The organism is Bradyrhizobium sp. RT6a, assembly GCF_040547675.1.
Lineage (GTDB): Bacteria > Pseudomonadota > Alphaproteobacteria > Rhizobiales > Xanthobacteraceae > Bradyrhizobium.
The window spans coordinates 1,223,936-1,242,624 of sequence record NZ_JBEPQC010000002.1 but is presented as its reverse complement, the minus strand read 5'-3'; the positions used below and the strand labels follow the sequence as shown (position 1 = coordinate 1,242,624).

The following is an 18,689-nucleotide window of genomic DNA, read 5'->3' as shown; positions in this document are numbered from 1 at the left end:
CGCTCGATAGTCCCATGATTCGGGGTCAAATGTGGCCGGATTGGCGGCCGCAATCTGGGGCGATGAACAATATTCAGCCGACCAGCCTTATCAGCCCACAAGTCTTGCGACCGCGTCCGCAGGCGACATGGTCTCGCGGGCGCCGTCACTTCGCCGCTTGAGCTCGACCTTGCCGTCGGCGAGCCCTTTCGGCCCGATCATGATCTGCCAGGGGATGCCGATCAGGTCGGCGGCGGCGAATTTGGCTCCGGCCCGCTGGTCGGTGTCGTCGTAGAGCACGTCGACGCTCTTGGCGGACAGCTCCGCATAGAGCTTCTCGCAGGCCGCATCGACCGCGGCATCGCCCTGCTTGAGGTTGAGAATCGACACGCGGAACGGGGCAACGGCCTCCGGCCATTTGATGCCGGCATCGTCATGACAGGCCTCGATGATGGCACCGAGCAGGCGCGAGACGCCGACGCCGTAGGAGCCGCCGTGGATCGGCACGTCGACACCATCGGGGCCCGCCACCAACGCTTTCATCGCGTCGGAATACTTCGTGCCGAAATAGAAGATCTGCCCGACCTCGATACCGCGGGTGTTCACCCGCTTGTCCGCGGGCACTTCCTGCTCGAAGCGCGCGGCGTCGTGAACGTCCTCCGTCGCCGCATAGACCGAGGTCCATTGCTTGATGATCGGCGTCAAATCGCTCTCATAGTCGACGTCCTCGCCCGGCACCGGCAGGTCCAGCACGTCGCGATTGATGAAAACGCCGGATTCGCCGGTCTCGGCGAGCACAATGAACTCGTGGCTGAGATCGCCGCCTATCGGGCCGGTCTCGGCGCGCATCGGAATCGCCTTGAGTCCCATCCGCGCGAAGGTGCGCAAATACGCCACGAACATCTTGTTGTAGGCGACGCGCGCCGCGGCCTCGTTGAGGTCGAACGAATAGGCGTCCTTCATCAAGAACTCGCGGCCGCGCATCACGCCAAAGCGCGGACGCTGCTCGTCGCGGAATTTCCATTGAATATGATAGAGATTCAGCGGCAGGCTCTTGTAGGACTTCACATAGGCGCGGAAGATCTCGGTGATCATTTCCTCGTTGGTCGGCCCGTACAGCAGCTCACGCTTGTGCCGGTCGGCGATGCGCAGCATCTCGGGGCCATAGGCATCGTAGCGGCCGCTCTCGCGCCAGAGGTCGGCAAGCTGGAGCGTCGGCATCAACAGTTCCAAAGCGCCGGAGCGGTCCTGCTCCTCGCGCACGATCTGCTCGATCTTCTTCAAGACGCGGAAGCCGAGTGGCAACCAGGCATAGATGCCGGCGGCCTCCTGCCGGATCATGCCGGCACGCAGCATCAGCCGATGCGAGACGATCTCCGCCTCTTTCGGATTTTCCTTCAGAATGGGCAGAAAGAACCGCGACAACCGCATGGCAATACTCGAGGAATCAGTGACGGCTTGCAGTGAAACCGGATTGGGAGCCAAAACACAAGACCGGGAATGAGGAAAACCCGCTAACACAGCGGAATTCCTGTCATTTTCCGTCGACTTCAGATTCGACAGGATGTGCCGAAGAGCGCGATTCAGGGCGCTGCCACCTCGAGTTCGTCCTCCAGCGTGATCTTCTCGAAATCGCTCACCAGAGCGTCGATCCGCACATGCCAGCGGCCCGCAAAGGGCAGCTCGACCTTGCGCACGTGCCAGTAGCGGTCCGGCCCGCGCGAGGCGTTCCGCTCCATCGGCTCAATGCCGCGTTCGGGCAGGCTCAGCGTCAGCGTCACCTCCTTGGCCTCGAGCACCGCCCCCTCGCCGGTCATGAGCTGCAGCACGAAATCGTCGATACCCGCCTTACCCGGCGAGACCAGGACCTGAAACATCGCCCTGTCCGTATGGATGTGGATCGCCAGCGGCGTCTCCGGAACGATCGTCCGCGGCGGCGGCGTGAAGCGCCAGCCGGCCACGTCGGCGAAGATGCCGAGCGCGATGACGCATTCGAGCACGATCGAGCGCTTCAGGGTCTGCGCGGCCTTGTGATCCCCCGCCAGCGCCGGGGTCAGGCGAAAGCGGTTGAGCGTGGCAAGCGCCAGCAACACGAGGACCAGCGCAAGCTTGATCGAGAGGATCAGTCCGTACCGGGTCTCCACCAATGCAGACGGCTTTTCAAGCTGGACGATGGCGAGCGCGAGGCCGGTCAATGCGAGAACGCCAACGACCGGCGCGGCGAGGCGAGCAAAGCGGTTCACGACAGGCAATGCCGCGGCGGGCCGCCTCGACAACAGGGCGACCAGCGGCGCGAGAGCCCCAATCCAAAAGGCGACACCGAGGCCATGGAGAAAGATTGCCGGCCGGGTCAACAGTTCGGGCGGTGCCGTAGCGGCGTGCCCAGTCATGGCCAGCGACAAGCCGACGCCGACCAAGGCAATGATCGCCAGAGCGCGCGCGCACCACGCGTTGGCTAGCGCCAGCAGCGCGAACAGCATTGCGGCGATGGCCACGAGCAAGGCTGGGCCCGCGCTGGTCCCGGATGCGACTTTCCAAGGAGCTATCGTCGCGAGAGCCGACAGCGGTAGCCCGAGGAGATCCAGCCCCAACACACCAAGGGAGACCACCGTGCTCGGGATGCCGATGGCGAGCGCCACGCACGGAACGGTTATGCCGGTCATCGACCGCGCAACCCAGCGCGCAAAGAACACGCCGCCGACGCCGACGAACAGGCCAAGATAGAGAGCGACCCGCGCCAGCCAGATCAGCTCGTTCAATCCGCCATCGGCATTTGTGGGAGGTTGCGTCCCCGTCGGCATGCCGATCGAGAAGATCACCGATCCCGCAACGGGATGGCCATCCTGCGAGATCACGCGATAGCTGACGACCGCCGTGCCCTGCGGCATGTCCGCCGGCATCGCAACCGAGATGGTCTCGCCCGATGCGTCGACGCGCAAATCATCCCGCGCCCTGCCCGCGCCGTCGATCAATTGGATGGCGCCCGGCGTCACTGTCTCGTTGAAGCGCAACTCCACCGCCTTCGGCGCGCTCGCGAGCATGCTGCCGCTCGCCGGCTCGACCGCGACGAGCGCCGCGTGCGCCGAGGCGCCGGTCGAGAAGCCGACAACGAGGAGTAGCGTCGCGAGCGCGGCGAGCAGGCGCATCAGGGTTTTGGCAGGAGTTTCAGGCCAGGCGCCGGAGAACTGCCTTCGTGCGAATGCTTCGCTCCCTCCGCGGGGATCTCGATCCAGCGGCTGACGCCGGTCTCGCATTCCTGGACGACGGGAAAATACAGCGTCGTGTTCGGCTTCAGGCTCGTGGTGAGGAAGCTGCTGATGACGAACTCATCGTAATTGTGGTCCGGCAGCTTGCCGCCGGACCAGGCCACCTCCTTGACGCCGGTGGAAAGCTTGTTGCCGTGGTAGTCGTACTCATTTGCGTATTTGCCCTCGACGATATCGACGGTCCAGCCCGCCTTCGGCATCGGCTTCACAGCGATCACGCCTTCCGGAATCTGCACCCGGATCTTCACCGTGGGCGAGCCCTTGCAGCCGTGCGGCACAGCGAAGACGGCCTTGTAGTAGGAGCCGACCGCCGCCTGTTTGGTCTCTAGCGTGATATGCGCCGCCGCAGGGGACGCTGCGAGCGCGACGATCAGACTCGCAAGGATTCGATGCATGGTCATGGAAGGCTTGATCTGTTTCATCACATCTTCATTCCCGAATGATCAGGCATTTTCTTCATCATGTGTCCGCTATCGCCGGGCGCCTGGGCGCCGACGCCTTGGACGTCGAGGGAGACGGCGACCTTGCCGGCCTTCTCGAATTGAAGCGTCACCGGCACCTTGTCCCCCTGCTTGAAGGGGCCCTTCAACTCCTGGAGCATCAGGTGATAGCCGCCGGGGGCGAACTTCACCGTCTTGCCGGGATCGATCACGAGTCCCTTGTCGAGCAGGCGCATCTTCATCACGCCGTTGTCCGTCGCCATCTCGTGGACCTCAGCCTTCCCCGCGATATCGGCGTAAACGCCGACCAGCTTGTCGGCCACTGTGCCCTTGTTCTCGATGGTGAGATAGCCGCCGGCGACCTTGGCGCCGCCCGGCGTCGCCCGGCTCCATGCCTGCGAAATGACGAGATCGCCGGCCTTGACGTCGTCGGCCCGTGCGGCGGCACAGCCGGTCAGCAATAGTGAGATCGTAAGGAGAGTTCGTCCGATAGTCTTCATGTTGATTGCCTCTTTCACGATGATCGGGCCGAGAATGGCCCGGCATTCTTCCACGACGATCTTCCGCGCAGTGAGCATCGGCATTCGGAATGCCGGCCTGCCGCGGACCCGAACATAGACCCAAGTGCCCATTTGCACGTCACCATCGATACCTCATTCCAGCGTACACTGCTCTTCCCGTACCCGGCTCAAACAATGCTGATGTCGCTGTCGCTCGATCGATGATACTCGCGCTGGCTATGTAGGTCTTGTTGGTGAGATTGCGCCCCTCGATGTAGGCAGACATCGGGCCGCCATTGTCGAATCCGGCTTTCAATCCCAGCAGGGCGTAAGGCTCTGTCGTCAGCGTGTTCATGCTGTCGATGAAGTAGGCCTGTGGCACCCATTCGACGTGGGGTCCAATATAGAAACCGGCAGGGTGCTTGTAGAGAAGCTCCGCGCGCAGGTAGTGAGTTGGGGCTCCCGGCAATCGATTGTTTCCGAAGATCGGATCTTTGTCGAAGCGGAAGTCGTTGATGGAATAGGCGACATTCAGCCAGATCTTGTCCGGCGCCGGGCCATTGACGAAGATGTCACGAAAGATCGCCGCGCCCGCGCCGGCCTCGATGCCTTGATGGATGGTGCGGTCGGCATTGGTCACATTGCAGTTGCCGAAAGCACTATAGAGGCATTGCAATTCGTCGCGAATGTTGGCCCGGTAGGCCGTCAGTTCCCAAGCGTAATCAGATCGCTTCATGCGAGTCCCGATTTCGTACGTGGTCGCAATCTGCGGGCGGATGCTGGTGAACGGGATCGTCGGAATGCCGAGACCAATCGCGCTTTCGCCGAAGCTCGGCACCTCGGCGCTCCGCGAGACATTGGCGAAGGCCTGCCAGCTCGGATCGATTTGCCACAACAGACCGCCTTTCGGCGACCAGATATTAAAGCGCGTTGCCCCCGATTGATTCCCGTCGCTGAGGAAACGATCCTGCCGATTGCGGGTCGCGTACAGGAATTGCGTGCCGCCGATCACTGCAAGATTTGGAATGACGTAGAAGCTGTCTTCGACATAGGCCGAGGTATTCTCCGACCGATCGATCGACGAAGAAAGCAGCGCTCCCTTCTGCCCGCCAATGTTGGCGAACTGCTGGTTGTCAATGCTGCCGTTCAGCACCTGGACGCCCGCGACCAACCTGTTGCGGAAGCCGCCAATGGTGCGGTCATCCGTGATCTTCGCGAATCCTCCATAGTCCTTGTAACGGTAGTCCAGCCACTGAAAGATCGGATGCATCAAATGGCGATCGACGCCAAAGGCCCCGAATTCGACTTTGGTGTCATCGAAACGAAAGGTGGTTTTGTTGGCGAGCCTGACGGTATCAATATTGCGCTGCTGATCCATCGCAACATTCGCGGGTGCAGCAGCTTCCGGATCGGTCAAAGCGGATGTCTTGGTCACGGTACCCGGGATTCGCTGCCGCACTTCGTTGGCATTGAGGTAGAACCGTGTCTCGACATCCGGCGAGAACTGATACCCGACATTGCCGCTCAAACGGTTGCTCGAGCCGAAGCTGTGATCGCGAAAACCGTCTGCGGCCTGCGTGGAAGCGGTAACGAAACCGTCCCATGGCCCGTTGACGCCTCCTGCGTTCGCCTGAAGTCGTTTGTAGCCGAATCCTCCGACATCGAAGGATACACCATTCGGAAACGAGTCGCGGCCGGTCGGGGTCACGAAGTTGATCGCGCCTCCCAGCGAATTGGCGCCAAACTGAAGCGCGTTGCCTCCTTTGAAGACTTCGACATATTTATAGGCGCTCGGATCGATCTCCTGGAAATCGCCATAGCCATCCGCAGTGTTGATCGGAATGCCGTCCATATAGAGCTGCACGCCGCGCAGATGAAAATTGCGCGACAGGCCAGACCCGCGAATAGAAAGGCGAGTGTCGTCGCCCCATTTGGGCTGGGCGTACACGCCGGGCACGTAATCCAGAACATCCTTGATCGTGTTGGATGGCGTCGAGTTCCTGTACGCCTCGGCCGATACGAGCGCCACGCCGCCCGGAGTCTGGTTAATCTCCGCCAGCGCTTGTTGCGCAGTCAGAACCGTCAGGGCGCCCGGAGCCCCTACATTCTGTTCGCTCGCGGTTTGCTGCGGCGATAGGGTCGTTCGCGGGCTTCGCGTCGCGCGCGCCGATCGCGCAGAATTGCGTGGTGGTCGGACTGCCGACGCACGCTTCTGCTGAGGTGCCTCAACGGTGATTGGCGGCAGCACTGCGCTGCTGCCTTGGGCAAAGGCTCCGCTCGACGACGCAAGCAGCGCGGCCTGAACGGCAACGATGCTCACGCCGCGGCGGGCATGACAACGTAACATGGGGGCATTCCTGACGCCGGGCTTTCTCCGGCCATTCGACAGCATCAATCGCCTGCGGCGGGCCGCGGCGATCACGAGAGTCGTCAGGAAGGTTGAGGCGGTGCGCGTGCCTGAGCACTCGAGCCCTTATGGGCAGCGCCGGCGAATGCCTCCGCCGCGTGCCACACCACGCGCTCGGCGTGGCGGAAGGGAACGGAAAGCGCGGCGTGCGGCGGCGAGTCCAGCGACGCGTCCAATTGCGCCAAGCAACAGAGGGCACAGGCACCGGCATGTGCGACCGGCGTACCCGCCGGATCGTTCAGGCCGCCCTGCTCGCTCGCGCTGTGGCAGATGACGGCGGCGGAAAGCGGATCGGCCACGGCCTGGCCGGCCGCCAGACAGGCGGCAATCGGCGCCAGCACCTGCATCACCAAGGCGAGCAGGACCAGGGGTAGGAATCTTTGCAGCCGCGCGCGCATCCGCCGAACCATTCGTTCGTCTACTAACTAAACACCGCGCTATGGCCGAGTCGAGCCCGGTTCCGCCGCCTTCTTGGTCCAGCGCAAATTTCCCGGAAACCGTGCTCCGGCCGCCCGCGGGAGGGGACCTCCGGCATTTGAGGCAGTTCCGCACCCCCGCCCCATCCACAGATTTCTTATATTTGTCATACACTTACCGAGCCAAACGCCCGATCATTTCGTCAATTGCTCGAATTTTGAACATTCGTTGCCGAAAATGATGACAAGTGAGAAAAGTTGATCTAGCATCCTCTTGCTCAGGCTGGCCGCGAGGTCGAAGTCTGGTGGTCCAAGTCTCGGGAGGAGCCCCTGACGCGCAAAATGCAGCGTCGCCCCGCCAATCAAGATCAAATCTTAGAATCGGGGATAATAGGGTCGACACAATTTTTGAGCGGGGCTAGGGCCCCGCTCTTTTTTTGTCTGCGGGGCTGAAGCGCGGATGAATACCTCCTCCAATCCGATCGAACAGAGCTTCGAACTTGCAGCCTCGCGCTGCACGGATCTCACGCCACACGTTTATCAGCGGCTGTTCGAACAGCATCCCGAAACGCGGGCGATGTTCCGCACGCAAGGCAGCGAGCTCGTCATGGGCTCGATGCTGGCACTCACCATCGAGGCAATTCGCGACTTCGCCGGCGATCGTCGCGGGCATTTCCGGCTGATCGCATGCGAGGTCGTATCGCACGATGGCTACGGCACGCCGCGCGAGCTGTTCACCGCCTTCTTCGCCGTCATCAGGGATACGCTGCGCGATCTGCTGCGCGATGAATGGTCGCCGGACATCGCACAGGCCTGGGACCGACTGCTCGTCGAGATCGACGCGTTCGCGGGCGTCCCGGCCTGACGCACTTTGCGCTGCACCAACGCGGCTTGCGGCAATCTCGCGTTGATTGCAGATTGAGTGGCACCAACTCTTGTGAGACACTTTCGGACATCGGTCGCGCAATCAATGACGCGCCGAAGATAAATTTGTATGGGAGCGAGCGATGTCCGGGACGAAAGATTTCTCGACGACGAGGCGCGATCTTCTTCAGGCGGCAGCAACCGCCGGCGCCGCAACTGCCATCCTCGGCAGCATGGGCATAAACCCCGCCCTTGCAGCCGAAGTCGGACGAAGCGAGAAGCCGCTGAAGGCGGCGTTCTCCAACGCAGGCCTGCAGGCAACCTGGTGCGCGCAGGGCAAACAGGCCGCGGAATTCTGGGGCAAGCTGTTCAATGTCGAGGTCACCTGGTTCGACGGCCAGCTCGATGCCGTGAAGCAGCGCGCAGCGATCGACAACATGGCCTCGCAGAAATGGGACTTCGTCGCGATCCAGGCTTTTGGCATCGGCACCCTCACCCAGCCGGTGCAGAAAATGATCGACGCCGGCACGCCCGTGATCGACATGGACACGCTGATCGCGCCGCTCGACCAGATCAACGTCCACTCCTTCCTCGCCCCGGACAACGAGTTCATGGGCGCCTCGGTGACGCAGGCGCTGTGCAACGCCATGGGCGGCAAGGGCAAGATCATCATGACGCAAGGAGCCCTCGGCCACACCGGCGCGCAGGGCCGCGCCAAGGGCTTCAACAATGTCGTGAAGCAGTTCCCCGGGATCGAGGTGCTGGACACCCAGCCGGCGGACTGGGATGTGTCGAAGACCGCGCGTCTCTGGGAAACCTACCTGACGAAGTATCCGCAGATCGACGCGGCGTTCTTCCACAATGACGACATGGCGCTCGCCGCCGCCAATATCATGAAGGCGCGGGGCCGCACCAACATCCTGATCGGCGGCGTGGATGCGATGCCGCCGGCGATCCAGGCCGTCAGTGAAGGCCGCATGTTCGCCACCGTGCGCAATCCGTCCTGCCGGATTCATGGCGGCGCCGTCATCGCGGGCGTCTCCGCCGTCGTCGGCGGCGAAAAGAGCGGACAGGGCATTCCCAAGAATGTCGTCACCGACGGTCCGGTCGTGACCAAGGCCAACGCCGCCGGGATGCAATGGATGCAGGATCACTTCCTGATCTGAGCCTCCATGCGAGAGGAACGGTCGCCCATCCTGGAACTTCAGGGCATCACGAAGAGCTTCGGCGGCGTCGAAGCACTTCGTGGTGTCGACTTCGCTCTCTTACCTGGCGAGATCCATGGTCTCGTCGGCGAGAACGGCGCGGGAAAAAGCACGCTGATGAAGATCATCGCCGGCGTGCACACCGAATTCTCGGGCCGCTTCCTGATCGACGGACAGGAGAGGCATTTCCGCTCGGCCCGCGACGCGCACAGCGCCGGCATCGCCATGGTGCACCAGGAGCTTTCCGTCGCGCCCGACCTCACGGTCGCGGAGAACGTGTTCCTGGGCAACCAGCCGACTAACCGGCTCGGTCTCGTACAATGGCGGCGGATGGCGCGCGAGGCCGGCGAGCAGCTCGCCCGCTTCGGTATCGACGTCGATCCGATGTCGAGGCTCGGCGACCTCCCGATCGGACTTCAGCAGCTGATCGAGATCGCGCGCGTGCTGTTCTCCGGCGCGCGCATCGTCATCCTGGACGAGCCGACGTCCGCCCTCTCGCCGCCCGAAGTCGCGCGGCTGTTCGCGACGCTGCGGCGGCTGCGCGAGGAAGGCACGGCGATCGTCTTCATCTCGCATTTCATCGAGGACATCTTGCGCGTGTCCGACACGGTGACCGTGTTCCGCAACGGGCGGAAGGTCGCGGAGACGGCAAGTGCTGCGACTAGCAAGGGCGCGCTGATCGAGGCCATGATCGGCCGCGGCGGCGAAGCGCTCGAGCACAGCTACAGCGACGATCTGATGCTGCCGCGGCCAAGCGACAGCTCGGTGGTCCTGAAGGTCGACCAGCTGTCGCTAGCCCGCAGCCTGAAGGACATCTCCTTCGAGGCGCGCGCCGGCGAAGTGCTTGGCATCTACGGCTTCATGGGCTGCGGCCAGCAGGAATTGTCGCGCATCTTGTTCGGCAAGCTGAAGCCGGACGGCGGCACGCTCGCGGTCGAGGGCAAGCCCAAAAGCTTCGCCAGCACGGCTGCGGCGCGGCGCGCCGGCGTGGCGCTGGTTCCGGAGAGCCGGCGCGACATGCTGTTTCACCAGGAGCCGGTCTACAAGAACATCTCGATCAGCATTCTCGATCGCATCTCGGCGCTGCTGCTCAAGCCGGCGCAGGAGCGCGACATCGCGAAGCGCCAGGTCGAGCAGCTCCAGATCAGGCCGCCGGTCGTCGGCCTTGATCTCGGCATGCTCTCCGGCGGCAATCAGCAGAAAGTCGCGCTGGCGAAATGGCTGACCTATCCGCCAAAACTGCTGGTGCTGTGCGAGCCCACCCGCGGCATGGATGTCGGCGCCAAGAACGACGTCATCAACATCGTCCGCGATCTCCGCGCCAAAGGGCTCGCGATCATCGTGCTGTCGACCGAGCCGGAAACGGTGCTGTCGCTGGCCGACCGCATCCTCGTGCTCAAGCGCGGCGCATTGGTGCGGGAGTTCACGAACGAGCCGGTCAGCAAGGACCGCCTGCTGGAAGCGGCGTGACGGAGAAGCATCATGGCGAGCAGTGACACGGCTTTGGCGGCGGGGCAGCGGACGCGAGGGCTTGCGCCGTTCCTGCGCTCGCAGATGCGCAACATCGCTCCGTTTCTGACGCTGATCTTCCTGTCCGGCTTCTTTGCGCTGGCCAGCCCCTCCTTCGCGACGCTGGACAATCTCGGCAATATCCTGACGCAGGTGTCAGTCACAGGGATCATCGCCGTCGGCCTCACCTTCGTGATCCTCTGCGCGGAGATCGACCTCTCGATCGCCAGCATCGCCAACGTTACGGGCATCGCGGTCGCCTACTTCACGCTCCAGGAATCCTACGTTAACATTCCCAACATTCCCCTGCCCGGCGCCGCCGCGATCCTGCTGGCCATTTTGCTCTGCGCGTTTCTCGGCCTCGTCAATGCGCTCGGCCTGACCGTGATCGGCATCCCCTCCTTCATCATGACCCTGGCGATGATGCAGATCGCAGCCGGCATCTCGGCACTGCTGGTGCGCGGCCAGATCGCCTACAAGGTGCCCGGCGTGATCACCACGCTCGGCTCGGGCTCGCTCGGCGGCATCCCATGGATGGTCATCGTCGCCGCGATCATGCTGCTCGGCGGACATCTGGTGCTGACCTACACGCGTTTCGGCCGCTACGTCTACATGGTCGGCGGCAACCGCGAGGCGGCCGAATATTCCGGCCTCAACGTCAAGCTCATCCTCGGCGCGGTCATGGTGATCTCGGCGGTCTGCTCCGGTATCGGCGGCATGCTCGGCGTCGCCCATTTCGGCAGCGCGCAGCAGAACGAGTTCGATACCTATTTGCTCGACTCCATCGCCGCCGTCGTCGTCGGCGGCACCAGCCTGTTCGGCGGCCGCGGCGGCATCGGCAACACCATCGTCGGGTTGTTCGTTCTCGGCGTTCTCAATAACGGCCTCGACCACGTCAACATCGACAGCTTCCTGAAGATCCTGATCCGCGGCCTGATCCTGCTGGCGGCGCTGGTGATCAATGTCTATGCGCAGCGGCTGAGGGAAAAGGCGGTGGAATAGCCGCCCCTCAAAACAAAAAGCGCGAAAACAACCCCATGCACAGTAGATAGCGTGAGGGAATTCAACGAGTTACAAAAACCCGAACTCATGTAGACGTCACCGTGGCGGCGTTTGACTCGTCGGGCAAAACAGGCGCAGGATGTCATCGTGGCGGTCTACGCGGGTCGGCTCCGGACAGCGCCCCAACCTCCGTCATTGCGAGCGCAGCGAAGCAATCCAGACTGCCGCCGCGGAACGATTCTGGATTGCTTCGCTGCGCTCGCAATGACGATGTGGTAACAGTGGGCGATCCGATCGCAGAGCACGATCAGGCGGCTTACCTCTCCGCCTACTCATCCAGAGCAAGCCGCGAGAACCGGAAATTGCAATGGCTCGCACCGCCCGCGAGTGTTTGAGTCCTCTCCAGGCGGATGCCTCGCGCTGCGTAGGCGACGAAATCGAGCCCGCAGATGTTCGGCAGAATGTCCTTGTCGCCATGGCGCGCCGCGAGTTTGCAGAAGCCACAAGCCTTGTAGTTGATCCCGAACTCGAACTTGTCGTCCGTATCAGGCTCGACGAAACCGTAGACGAAGTCTTCCGGAAATTCGGTCTGATGGCTCTCGGTCGCGCTTCTTGCTGCCTGCTCCCGTAGCAAGGCCTGGTTCTCCGGCGACATGAACTGACGACCCGAGGCGAGACGTTCCGCTTCCGATACGGTGAGCAATTGCGCCTTGTAGGTTTCCCGCTCGATCTCGCCTATCACAGGCAGCGGCACGCCGTGACGCCGCAGCACCCGGCTGATCGCCGTGAAGCCCATGAGACGCATGAAGAAATCGCTCATGCGGCTCGCCGCGCCGCCAACATAGGGCATCTGGGTGAGCACGATTTCGAATTCGTCCATCACCTCCTGCCTGATCCCGTCGATCCCGGAAAGTTGCGCGCGCTCGCGCAACATCGCTTCGGCCAGGTCGAGCCGCTCGCGCATGGCGGCCTCCATTGCACCGCGATGCGCTTCGTAAAACGGATGGATGATTTCAGCCATGGGACACCTGATATGATTGGTTCATTGCAAAGTCGGCTGGTTTCACTCCGCGGCGACCGCCTCGATCTCCAGCAGCCATTTGCTGTCGACGGTCTCGACGATCACGACCGTCAGCGCGGGCTGGTGCTCGCCCAGCATCGCGCGACGAATGGAGCGGTTGGCGACGAGCTGATTGCGGTCGGTCAGGAACGTGGTGACCTTGACCAGATGCGCGACGCCAAGGCCGGCGGCGGCGAGCACCTCGATCAAATTGCGCCAGGCCTGTTCGCACTGCGCCTCAAAACCGTCAGGAACGGCGCCGTCGGACCTCTCGGGCACCTGGCCGCTGATGAACAACAGGCGGCGATGCTGCGTCAGTTCAAGTCCCATGCAGTAACCGCCGGCGGGAGCGTGGACCGTTGCGGGATTGTGGCTGACGATGTGAGCTGGGGGCATAGGGTTTCTCCGGATTGCGGATCGACCGTATCCGGCGCCATCACCGCTACGCAAAGCATCATTGCTGCGGCTCAGCGCAAGAAAATCTATTGCAAGGCCATGGCCCATCAGTGTCAAAAGGAGCGATGACCTACATCCTTCCACCACTCAACGCGCTCCGCGCGTTCGAAGCCGCCGCGCGGCATCTCAGCTTCAAGCTGGCCGCACACGAGCTGCACGTGACCCCCGCCGCCGTGGGGCAGCAGGTCAAGGCGCTGGAGGCGCGCCTCGGCGTGCAGCTGTTCGAGCGGCTGCATAAGCAGCTCATCCTCACCGTCGCCGGTCAGGCTTATTTGCCCGGCGTATCCGAAGGCTTTCGCCACATTGCGGAGGCGACCTCGCAATTGAAACCGGCAGGTGCGGTGCTGCTGCAATTGGGCGTCCATGGCAGCTTCGACCTCCGCCGCCTCGATCTGGCAGCGTTTCGCAGCACGCATGCGGAGATCGGCTTGCGGGTGTTGCATCCGGCCGGCCTGCACGAGCTGATCGAGGGCAAGGTCGACCTGCTGATCGCCCGCGGACTGGGCCACCATCCGGGCTATCGCTGCGACCGGATCGATGAAGGATCGGGTTTGGGCGATTGGCTCGTTGCGCCCGAAGGCACCGCGGATTGCCCGGAGGTCGAAGGCTTCCGCGACTGGCTGCGCGCCTTGCCGGCCGAGAACGCAAACCGCCGCCCTCGTCTGGTCGGTGTCAGACGACAGGCTTGACCGGCAATCCATAGCCTTGCCGGGGCCCCGTTTGATGGGTCGGGGAAACAGGAGCACGATGTCATCATCGCGGTTGTGGTGTCAGTGGCAGTTAGCTGCCGTGACACCTCCAGCCATAACGCTGCTGCTCTCCACCTCCTTCACGTCCGATGCAATTGCTAAATCGGGTGCGAGCGTGGTCCATCACCATGGCAACAACGACTGGGTAACGGCGGCGGCGATTGGCACCCCCAACGGCAAGGACGACAGAGGCCGCTAAACATTTTTCGGCGGCACGGCAGTTGAAGCAGCTCGCCGGTTACCAATTTTTCCGACGCTCATCCCCAAGTGGGTAATGCAGTCCAGTCGGGCCCCAGCTCTTCCCCATTGCCCCCGGAGCTGGGGCTCATTTTTGTTCGGCTAGGAACGACTTGCCGATTGCCGATTTCTCCCGCGCCTCTCCCCAATCGGGCAGTCTGCTTCGCCAAGGCAGCTCAACAGCCCCAGCTTCACCGGTCCTGAAGCTGGGGTCCCTTTTGCTGTCTCAATTGCCTCCGCACTTGGCCGTATCTTCCTGAGCGCGTCGCGAAACGCGCTGGCCGAAGCCGCAACCCTGAAGCAGTGAGCCTGACGTATTGAAATCCGATGTGTACCTATGGTAGATTTCTACTTTTTCCCGATAGTTCTTTGTGCCAGGGAGAACATCCATGCGAAGCTCTCGCGCAATCCTTTATGCCCAACGTCTTAGCGCACTCACTTCTCAGCTCTCCGAATTGGAATATCTTCGAGATGTAGTCGAAGAAGCAGAGCGAAGCGCCCGCGGTGTGCCTCCATTACGCTTGACACATCCTGCTTCGCGCCGCCTTCGAAGTCGTGAACCAGGCGCCCTGTCTGTCCGCCTCCGTCGCCGCACGCCACCGAGCTGGAATGCAGGAGCTATCGGCCCCCCTGACAACGACAACCAAGTCGATCGGACTTTGCTGGAGCCATTCCCCGACGGATGGTGGGCTTCCCCCTAAAGCCTCTCCAAGCGCTAGCTTGACAAACAAATCGGATCAATGCCCGAGAGACGCTCCCTCATTCGGAGATTCGAAGCGGCCACTCAGGGTAACGGTGATGGAGCGAAGCTCGCCGCAGCAATCTCCTCGCTTCGCCAACACCTCACCGCGTGCCCGTCCACCCGCGTCTCCAGCACCGGCCCCGGCTCGCTCCGACACACAGCTTCCGCGTAACGGCACCGCGGACTGAACGCGCATCCGTTCGGCGGATTGAGCGGATTGGGAAGGTCGCCGCCTGTCGTCGCCAGCGGTGCATGGCGCAAGGGATCGGGGATGGCGGCGATCAGGGCTTGCGTGTAGGGGTGCGCGGGCCGCTCGAAGATCTCGCGCCAGTGGCCGTTCTCCACGATGCGGCCGAGATACATCACGGCGACCTTGTCGCTCATGTGCTCGACGACGCCGAGATCGTGGCTGATCATGATGTAGGAGAGACCGAGCGTTTCCTTCAATTCCAGCAGCAGATTGATGATCTGGGCGCGGATCGAGACATCGAGCGCCGAGACCGGTTCGTCGCAGATGACGATCCTGGGATTGAGGATCAGCGCACGCGCAATGCCGATGCGCTGGCGCTGGCCGCCGGAGAATTCATGCGGGTAGCGGTCGGCCTGCTCCGGCCGCAGGCCCACATGCCGCAGCATCTTCGCGACGCGGTCCTCGATCTCGCTTTTCGCTGTGACGCCATGCACGCGCAGGGGATCTTCCAGCGTGCGGCGGACCGTCTGGCGTGGATTGAGCGAGGCGTAGGGATCCTGAAACACGATTTGCACGATGCGGGCCAGCGCCTTCCGATCGCCGGATGGCCTGTTCGTCACGACCTGTCCGTCCAGCACGATGCGGCCGCGCGTCGGCGTCAAGAGGCCAAGGATCGACAATGCGACAGTCGACTTGCCGGAGCCGGACTCGCCGACGAGGCCGAGGCATTCGCCGCGCTTCAGGGTGAGATCGACGCCGTCGACGGCACGGAGCAGCCGACGGCCGCGCCCCAGCAGGCCACCTCCGAGCGGAAAATGGACCGCGAGATCCCTCACGCTGAGAATGACATCGTCGTCCGGCCGTGTCCCACCCAACCTGTCTTGCGGCTCATGCATGGTGATGACACCTGACCAGACCGCCGGCCTCCAGCAAATCCGCTCCCGGCGCGGTGGTCCGGCAAATCTCGGTTGCCTGAGCGCAACGCGGATTGAACCGGCAACCATCGGGAAAATTCGTGATGGCCGGGACCACCCCTGCGATCTCCGTCAGCCGGGTGCGGCCAAGCGCAGCGCGACTGCCGAGCCGCGGCAACGAGGCGACCAGGCCTCGCGTATAGGGGTGCGAGGGTGCCCGGAAAATATCGGCCGAGCCGCGCTCCTCGACGATGCGGCCGGCATACATCACGGCCACGCGGCGACAGACATTGGCGACCAGCCCGAGATCGTGGCTGATCATCAGGATTGCGGTTCCACGCTCGGCGCACAAATTCCGCATCAGCTCGATGATTTCGGCTTGCACGGTGACGTCGAGTGCCGTTGTCGGCTCGTCGGCGATCAGGAGATCCGGACCGCAGGCGAGCGCGATGGCAATCATCACGCGCTGGCGCATGCCGCCGGACAGCTGGTGCGGGTAGTCCTTCACGCGCCGCTCCGGCGCGGGAACGCGGACGCTCGCCAGCGCCTCGACCGCCAGTCTGTCGGCTTCCCGCCAGCTCTTGCCCTTGTGCAGCACGAACATTTCTGCGATCTGCCGGCCCACCGGCGAGACCGGGTTCAGCGCCGTCATCGGCTCCTGGAAGATCATAGCGATGCGATTGCCGCGCAGATCGCGTTGCCTGGCGGCTGAAAGGTGCTGGATCTCCCGCCCTTCAAACCGGATGACGCCGCCGCCGATCGACAAGGGCTGCCGCAACAGGCCAATCAAGGCGAGCGCCGTGATGCTCTTGCCGCAGCCGGATTCGCCGACCAAGCCGAAAGTCTCGCCGCGATCGATGCGGAATGAAATACCCTCGGCCGCCGCAACGCGCCTCGATCCATCGTCGAGATCGATGCGCAAATCCTCGACTTCGATCAGCGGCGCGCCCGTCATGTGCGCCGGCTCCGCGATTGCGGATCGAGAATGTCGCGCAGGCCGTCGCCGAGCAGATTGAGGCCGAGCACCGTCAGGAAGATCGCAAGGCCGGGAAACACCGAGAGCCACGGGGCCGTCGTGATCTGGTCGCGGGCATCCGACAACATGCTGCCCCAGCTCGGAAACGGCGGGCGGACGCCGAGGCCGAGGAACGACAATGCGGCTTCCGACAGCACCGCGCTGCCCATGCCGAGCGTGCCGATGACGACGATCGGCCCTAGCATGTTCGGCAGCAGTTGGGTGATCATGATGCGCAGATCGCCGTAGCCGAGCACGGTCGCGGCCTGCACATAGCCCTGGCTCCTCAGCGACAGCGCCGAGGCCCGCGCGATCCGGCACGTGAAGGACCAGTTGGTCAAGCCGAGTGCGATCAGCAGGCTGGTCAGGCCGGGGCCGAGCACCGCCATGATGGCCAGCGCGAAGATCAGCGACGGAATCGCGAGCATGAGATTGGTCAGGCCGTTGACGACATCGTCCCACCAGCCGCCCCAATAACCGGCGCTCAGGCCCAACGCGACGCCGATGACGCTGTTGATGAGCTGCGAGACGATGCCGACCGTCAGCGAAACGCGCGCGCCATAGACGACGCGGGAATAGATGTCGCGGCCCTGGTCGTCGGTGCCGAACCACCAGGTCCAGCTCGGCGGCTCTTCCGCGTTGAGCAGATTGGCGTCCAGGACAGGATCGGTATGCGCCAGCCAGGGCGCGAGGAGGCCGACCAGGATCGCAAGCGCGAACAGCGCGCCACCGATGATGAGATTGGCGCGGAGCTTCATGCGTATCTGATCCTGGGATCGATCACGCCGTAGAGCACGTCGATCAGCAGATTGATCGCGAGAAAGGACAGCACCACGACAAGGATGGAGCCCTGGACGGCCGGAATGTCGCGCTGCAGGACACTGTCGACCAGCAGCGAGCCGATGCCCGGCCAGGAGTACAGTTTCTCGACCACGACCGCCTGCCCCATCAGCGCGCCGAACTGCAAGCCGACCGTGGTGAGGATAATGACAAGCGCGTTGCGCATCACATGCCACTTCACGACTCGGGTCTCGCTCATGCCCTTGGAGCGCGCGGTGCGGACGAAATCCGCGGTCATGATCTCGAGGACAGCGGCGCGCGTCGTCCGGGCGAACAGCGCCATCGGCGAGACGCCGAGCGTCACGGCCGGAAGGATCAGATATTTCAGTCCGCCATCGCCATAGCCGAAACTCGGCAGCCAGCCGAGCTTCAACGCAAACAAGTACATCAGCAGTAGTCCCAGCCAAAATTTGGCGATCGAAAGTCCCGATACCGCCACAACCATGGCCAGCGTGTCGACGATGCCCCCCGGCTTCAGCGCGGCTATGAAACCCAGGGGAACACCGATCACGACGGAAAACGCCATGGCTGCGAAGATGAGCTGGAGCGTCGGCCATATCCGCTTGGCGATCATGAACGTCACCGGCTCGCGCGTCCGGAACGAGGTTCCGAAATCACCGGTCGCAAGCTTGGCAATGTAGATGCCGAAGCGGACATAGACGGGATCGTCGAGCCCGAGCTGCTTCTTCATGCGCAGCTCGACCTGCGGATCGGCATCGTCGCTCATGGACGAGACGATGCTGCCGGGAACGACGCTGAACAGCACGAACACCAGAGCCACCACGGCGAGCACGGTCGGAATGGTCTGCAGGAGGCGGCGGAACAGGAAGGAGAGCATCGGCACTTTTCCTCTCTCCCTCCGTCGTTCATGGCGACGGAGGGAGCGCGAGAGCGCGTG

17 protein-coding genes are annotated in these 18,689 nt (G+C 63.0%); 5 read left to right on the top strand and 12 right to left on the bottom strand.

Translation table 11 applies throughout. The features are described from left to right. Positions 1-90: 90 nt before the first annotated feature. The 6 genes from proS to ABIC03_RS15870 all read right to left on the bottom strand — a co-directional run bounded on the left by proS (position 91) and on the right by ABIC03_RS15870 (position 6,990). On the bottom strand, positions 91-1,410 hold the full coding sequence (proS, locus tag ABIC03_RS15895; RefSeq protein WP_354059002.1) for a proline--tRNA ligase: 1,320 nt from the start codon (positions 1,408-1,410) through the stop codon (positions 91-93). Positions 1,411-1,562: 152 nt separating this feature from the next. Further along, the gene (locus ABIC03_RS15890; protein ID WP_354059000.1) at positions 1,563-3,125 is read right to left on the bottom strand and encodes a copper resistance CopC/CopD family protein; all 1,563 of its coding nucleotides are present in this window, start codon (positions 3,123-3,125) and stop codon (positions 1,563-1,565) included. Then, positions 3,125-3,667 (bottom strand): YcnI family copper-binding membrane protein, encoded by a 543-nt coding sequence (locus tag ABIC03_RS15885; RefSeq protein ID WP_473300891.1) that lies wholly within the window; start codon positions 3,665-3,667, stop codon positions 3,125-3,127. The genes ABIC03_RS15890 and ABIC03_RS15885 overlap by 1 nt, the downstream gene beginning before the upstream one ends. After that, entirely contained in the window at positions 3,667-4,185 is a 519-nt protein-coding gene (locus ABIC03_RS15880) for a copper chaperone PCu(A)C (RefSeq protein WP_354059668.1), read from the bottom strand. Before ABIC03_RS15880 ends, ABIC03_RS15885 begins: the two co-directional genes overlap by 1 nt. 139 nt (positions 4,186-4,324) lie before the next feature. Beyond that, positions 4,325-6,532, bottom strand: coding sequence for a TonB-dependent receptor family protein (locus ABIC03_RS15875; RefSeq protein WP_354058998.1), 2,208 nt, complete (start codon positions 6,530-6,532; stop codon positions 4,325-4,327). Between the two features lie 83 nt (positions 6,533-6,615). Further along, positions 6,616-6,990, bottom strand: a complete 375-nt coding sequence (locus tag ABIC03_RS15870) for a DUF2946 family protein (RefSeq protein ID WP_354058996.1) — start codon at positions 6,988-6,990, stop codon at positions 6,616-6,618. Between the two features lie 478 nt (positions 6,991-7,468). On the opposite strand from ABIC03_RS15870, the gene ABIC03_RS15865 reads away from it, so the two are divergent. The 4 genes from ABIC03_RS15865 (at position 7,469) to ABIC03_RS15850 (ending at position 11,588) form a co-directional block, all read left to right on the top strand. Continuing rightward, positions 7,469-7,873: a globin gene (locus ABIC03_RS15865; protein ID WP_354058994.1), complete on the top strand. Its 405-nt coding sequence runs from the start codon at positions 7,469-7,471 to the stop codon at positions 7,871-7,873. Between the two features lie 142 nt (positions 7,874-8,015). Continuing rightward, the gene (locus ABIC03_RS15860; protein ID WP_199198585.1) at positions 8,016-9,038 is read left to right on the top strand and encodes a sugar ABC transporter substrate-binding protein; all 1,023 of its coding nucleotides are present in this window, start codon (positions 8,016-8,018) and stop codon (positions 9,036-9,038) included. A 6-nt stretch (positions 9,039-9,044) separates the two neighbouring features. Beyond that, a complete protein-coding gene (locus tag ABIC03_RS15855) occupies positions 9,045-10,547 on the top strand; it encodes a sugar ABC transporter ATP-binding protein (protein ID WP_354058991.1) in 1,503 nt (500 codons plus the stop codon). Between the two features lie 12 nt (positions 10,548-10,559). Next, positions 10,560-11,588 carry an ABC transporter permease gene (locus ABIC03_RS15850; protein ID WP_354058989.1) on the top strand — a complete coding sequence of 343 codons (1,029 nt, stop codon included), beginning with the start codon at positions 10,560-10,562 and terminating at the stop codon, positions 11,586-11,588. Between the two features lie 328 nt (positions 11,589-11,916). Here ABIC03_RS15850 and ABIC03_RS15845 read toward each other — a convergent pair whose 3' ends face one another. Continuing rightward, positions 11,917-12,609 (bottom strand): L-2-amino-thiazoline-4-carboxylic acid hydrolase, encoded by a 693-nt coding sequence (locus ABIC03_RS15845; protein WP_354058987.1) that lies wholly within the window; start codon positions 12,607-12,609, stop codon positions 11,917-11,919. 42 nt (positions 12,610-12,651) lie between these two features. Further along, a complete protein-coding gene (locus ABIC03_RS15840; RefSeq protein ID WP_275171297.1) occupies positions 12,652-13,044 on the bottom strand; it encodes a RidA family protein in 393 nt (130 codons plus the stop codon). A 125-nt stretch (positions 13,045-13,169) separates the two neighbouring features. Between ABIC03_RS15840 and ABIC03_RS15835 the strand changes: the two genes are divergently transcribed. After that, the gene (locus ABIC03_RS15835; protein ID WP_354058985.1) at positions 13,170-13,793 is read left to right on the top strand and encodes a LysR family transcriptional regulator; all 624 of its coding nucleotides are present in this window, start codon (positions 13,170-13,172) and stop codon (positions 13,791-13,793) included. Between the two features lie 1,081 nt (positions 13,794-14,874). Here the strand turns inward: ABIC03_RS15835 and ABIC03_RS15825 are convergent. Genes ABIC03_RS15825 through ABIC03_RS15810 form a run of 4 tightly spaced genes read right to left on the bottom strand, consistent with a single transcriptional unit; the run spans position 14,875 to position 18,629 of the window. Next, complete coding sequence (locus ABIC03_RS15825; protein ID WP_354058983.1) at positions 14,875-15,918, bottom strand: ABC transporter ATP-binding protein; 1,044 nt, start codon at positions 15,916-15,918, stop codon at positions 14,875-14,877. Beyond that, positions 15,911-16,891 (bottom strand): ABC transporter ATP-binding protein, encoded by a 981-nt coding sequence (locus ABIC03_RS15820; protein ID WP_354058981.1) that lies wholly within the window; start codon positions 16,889-16,891, stop codon positions 15,911-15,913. Before ABIC03_RS15820 ends, ABIC03_RS15825 begins: the two co-directional genes overlap by 8 nt. Further along, complete coding sequence (locus ABIC03_RS15815) at positions 16,888-17,709, bottom strand: ABC transporter permease (RefSeq protein ID WP_007603580.1); 822 nt, start codon at positions 17,707-17,709, stop codon at positions 16,888-16,890. The genes ABIC03_RS15820 and ABIC03_RS15815 overlap by 4 nt, the downstream gene beginning before the upstream one ends. Further along, complete coding sequence (locus tag ABIC03_RS15810) at positions 17,706-18,629, bottom strand: ABC transporter permease (protein ID WP_354059664.1); 924 nt, start codon at positions 18,627-18,629, stop codon at positions 17,706-17,708. Before ABIC03_RS15810 ends, ABIC03_RS15815 begins: the two co-directional genes overlap by 4 nt. Positions 18,630-18,689 lie beyond the last annotated feature (60 nt).